Below are 3,852 nucleotides of genomic sequence, written 5' to 3'. Positions count from 1 at the left end.
CATACGGGGGTGCCGGGGCGACCCCGGACCGGCCGGGCGCCGGTGCGACCACGGGTCGCCCAGGTCCGGAAGTCCCCGGGGCCGGGGCCACAGGTGGGAGCACCGCGGTCGCTGGCGCTGCTAGCGCATCGGTCTCGGGAACCGAGCGACGAGGCGCCGTGCGCAGCACATCGGTGACTGCGCCGCCGGCGGCATAGGTCTCGAGGGCGCGGATGACCTCGGCGTCGGTCGGGCGGTCTTGCGGATAGGGCGAGAGCGCGGCGTCGAGCAGCGGCACGAGAGCGGGATCGACCCCGCTGAGGTCCGCGTCGCCGCGCACCACGCGGGACAAGACCGACTCCATGGTTCCCTTGCCGAAAGGCGGGCGACCCGAGGCGGCGAAGCCCAAGGTCACCGCCCAGCCCCACCAGTCGGTGGACTCCGTGACTTCGGCGCCCTCGACGATCTCGGGTGAGAGATACCCGGGCGTGCCCATCACCAGGCCGGTCCGGGTCAGGCGGACGTCATCGGCGGCGTGGGCGATCCCGAAGTCGATCAGGATCGGCTCGCCGTCGAGCATCAACACATTGCCGGGCTTGACGTCGCGGTGGACGACACCGGCCTCGTGGATGCCGTGCAGGGCCGCGGCCAGACCGCGCCCGAGTTGCAGCAACGCCGGCCCGCGCATGGGGCCGTGCTCCTCGATCACCCGATCCAACGGCGGCCCGGCGATATAGCGGGTGACGATATAGGGCAGCGGGCCCTCGACGTCCTGGTCGATGATCGGCGCGACATTGGGGTGCCGAACCCGGCTGAGCGTCTCGACCTCGCGGGCCAAGCGCCCGCGAGCGGCCGGATCGGCGGCCACGTGCGGGCGGAGGACCTTGATCGCGACGGCCTTACCCGATCGGTCGAGCGCGAGGTGAACCACACCCATACCGCCCTCGCCGAGCTGCTGCACGAGGCGATAGCCGCCGATGCTGGTGAACTCCGGCAGGTCGGGTTCGGGCCCCTGCCCCAGCACCTCGGTCTGCATGCCTTAACCGTAAGCGATGACCCCGGGAGCCGAGCCGACTCGCGGCACGGATCGGGTGGACTACTGCTGGATGTAGGCCTCGAGCTGGTCGCGCTCGGCCTGCAGGGACTGGATGCGGTTCTTGACGACATCGCCGATGCTGACGATCGCCTGCAGATGACCGTCCACGACCACCGGGACGTGACGGATGCGATGCTCGGTCATCGTCGACTCGAGCTCGTCAAGCTCGGAGTCGGGCGCACAGGTGCGCACCTCGGCGGTCATGATGCCCGAGACCGGGCCCTCGATGATCGCCGGCCCGCTCGTATGGAGGTGGCGCACGACATCGCGCTCGCTGACGATCCCGTCGACGGAACTCCCGTCACCGCTGACCACCACCGCGCCGATGCGGTGCTCCGCGAGGAGGGCGAGGAGTTCGCCCACCGTCGCGTCCGGTCCGATGGTGACCACCGTTCCGCCGACGTCCTTGTGGCGGACCACCTCACTGATCTTCATAGGCTCACAACGTAGTCGTCCGCCCCTCCCCACGCTAGGCGTACCGGCCGCTCAATCGGGCCGCACCGAAGTAATCCCACTGTGCGAGACACCCATAGAGTGGAAGCGGACCCCGACTTTGACGAAGGTGGCTCGATGACCTCCGACCAGACCGCCGATCGCCCCGGCTCCACCCACCGCTTCGACCTGGTGGTCGCAGCCAATCGCCTTCCCGTCGACCGGGTCGAGGCACCCGATGGGAGCACCTCCTGGCAACGGAGCCCGGGCGGGCTGGTCACGGCCATGGAGTCGGTGATGCAAGGCCGCGACGGGGTCTGGATCGGCTGGTCCGGCGAGGCCGGCGACGCCCCGGAGCCCTTTGACGACTCCGGCATCAGACTGCATCCGGTCGCCTTGTCGGCGCAGGAGATCCAGCACTACTACGAGGGCTTCAGCAATGACACCCTCTGGCCGATCTATCACGACGTGATCGTGCCGGCGCACTTCCACCGCACGTGGTGGGCCGCATACGAGCGGGTCAATCGGCGCTTCGCCGAGGTGATCGCCGAACTCGCCGCCCCGGGAGCGACCGTGTGGATCCACGACTACCAGCTCCAGCTGGCCCCGGCGTATGTCCGTGACCTGCGCCCCGATGTGCGGATCGGCTGGTTCGACCACATCCCCTTCCCCCCGGTCGAACTCTTCGCCCAACTGCCGTGGCGACGGCCGATCCTTCAGGGCCTGTTGGGCGCCGACTTCCTCGGCTTCCAGCGAAAGGCCGATGCGGACAACTTCGTGCGGGCTTGCCGCCGGCTGCTGGACCTGCCCACCCGTAGCGGCCAGGTCACGGTGGGCATCGGCGATAGCGAGCGCCTGGTGCGGGCGGCGGCCGTGCCGATCTCCATCGATGTCGCTTCGCTGGCCGATCTGGCACGCACTCCGGCCGTCCAGGCCCGGGCACGCGAGATCCGTGATTCGCTCGGCAATCCGGAGACTCTCCTGCTCGGGGTCGACCGGCTCGATTACACCAAGGGCATTCGCCATCGCCTCAAGGCGGTGGAGGAGCTGCTGCGGGAGGGGCGGCTGGCCAACCCGGGGACCGTTTTCGTCCAGGTGGCGACACCAAGCCGTGAGCGGGTCGAGGCCTACCGTCAGTTGCGTACCGAGATCGAGCGGACCGTCGGCCGCATCAATGGCGAGTTCGCCTCCATCGGGTCGGTCGTCGTCCAATACCTCCACCAGTCCTACGGCCGGGCCGAGATGGCGGCACTCTATCTGGCCGCCGACGTCATGCTCGTCACGCCGCTGCGCGACGGGATGAACCTCGTCGCCAAGGAATATGTCACCGCACGCGTCGACGACGGTGGGGCGCTGGTCCTCTCGGAGTTCACCGGGGCGTGGCACGAACTCCGCACCGCCTATGTCACCAACCCCCACGACATCGACGGGTTGAAGGATGTCATCGTGGCGGCCATCAGCGATTCGCGGCAGGTGCGTCGCCGCCGGATGCGGGCGATGCGCAAGCGGGTAGCCGATCACGATGTCAATGCGTGGGCGGGCCGGTTCCTCGATCTCCTAGCATGGGATTCGGGACCAGCCGACGGGTCGCGATCCGGGGGGAGTTCGACGTCATGACGTCCGAGCCGGGCCTGCGTGCTGCCCTCGAGCTCGTCGCCCGCTCCCCCTCGCTGCTGGTGGCCAGCGACTTCGACGGCGTGCTCGCCCCCCTCGTCGATGACCCGATGACCTCCCGGGCGTTGCCGGGGACGCTCGACGATCTCTGCGCGCTCGCCGCGCTTCCCAGCACGTATGCCGCTCTCGTCTCCGGCCGCGACCTCGCCACCTTGGCGCAGCTGACCGGTCAGGGCGCCGACTCCCCGCTGACCCTGATCGGCGGCCATGGCGCGCAGAGCACGCGCGCCGATATCGGGATAACGCTCTCGGAAACCGAGCAGGCCAGCCTGGATGCTGTGACCGTCGCGCTGCACGCGGCCCTCGGGGGCATGCCCGGGGCGCGACTGGAGTTGAAGCCCACGGCGACCGTGCTGCATACGCGCACGGCAACGCCACCCGACGCCGCCGAGGCGGGCCGGCGCGCCGCCGAGGTGCTGGCCGAGCACCCGGAACTGACCGTGCTGCGTGGGAAGGATGTCGTCGAGGTCACCCCGCTGGTGGTCGACAAAGGCAGCGCCCTCGCCGCCCTCGCGCGCGCACTCGACGTCGATGCGGTCGTCTATTTCGGGGATGACGTCACCGACGAGAACGTCTTCATCCGGCTGAGCCCGGCCGACCTCGGGATCAAGGTGGGCCTAGGAGCGACGCACGCCGCGCACCGCGTCGCCGGGCCGCCCGACGTGGCGGCC

The 3,852-nt window shown here is 69.7% G+C and carries 4 protein-coding genes; 2 read left to right on the top strand and 2 right to left on the bottom strand.

The window, feature by feature from the left end; genetic code table 11:
- Both PKH97_RS14675 and PKH97_RS14670 read right to left on the bottom strand, forming a co-directional pair.
- On the bottom strand, positions 1-1,015 hold a 1,015-nt coding region (locus PKH97_RS14675; protein WP_324388313.1), incomplete at its 3' end, for a serine/threonine-protein kinase.
- A 60-nt stretch (positions 1,016-1,075) separates the two neighbouring features.
- Positions 1,076-1,510: a CBS domain-containing protein gene (locus PKH97_RS14670; protein WP_324388312.1), complete on the bottom strand. Its 435-nt coding sequence runs from the start codon at positions 1,508-1,510 to the stop codon at positions 1,076-1,078.
- Between the two features lie 135 nt (positions 1,511-1,645).
- Between PKH97_RS14670 and PKH97_RS14665 the strand changes: the two genes are divergently transcribed.
- Entirely contained in the window at positions 1,646-3,124 is a 1,479-nt protein-coding gene (locus PKH97_RS14665) for a trehalose-6-phosphate synthase (RefSeq protein ID WP_324388311.1), read from the top strand.
- On the top strand, positions 3,121-3,852 hold a 732-nt coding region (gene otsB, locus PKH97_RS14660), incomplete at its 3' end, for a trehalose-phosphatase (protein ID WP_324388309.1). The genes PKH97_RS14665 and otsB, both read left to right, overlap by 4 nt.

Source organism: Nostocoides sp., from assembly GCF_035343835.1.
Classification (GTDB): domain Bacteria; phylum Actinomycetota; class Actinomycetes; order Actinomycetales; family Dermatophilaceae; genus Nostocoides_A; species Nostocoides_A vanveenii.
This window is presented reverse-complemented; position numbering and strand designations above follow the sequence as displayed.

Coding starts and splice junctions, on each gene's coding strand:
- PKH97_RS14670 (WP_324388312.1), bottom strand. CDS start 1,510: ATGAAGATCAGTGAGGTGGTCCGCCACAAGGACGTCGGCGGAACGGTG.
- PKH97_RS14665 (WP_324388311.1), top strand. CDS start 1,646: ATGACCTCCGACCAGACCGCCGATCGCCCCGGCTCCACCCACCGCTTC.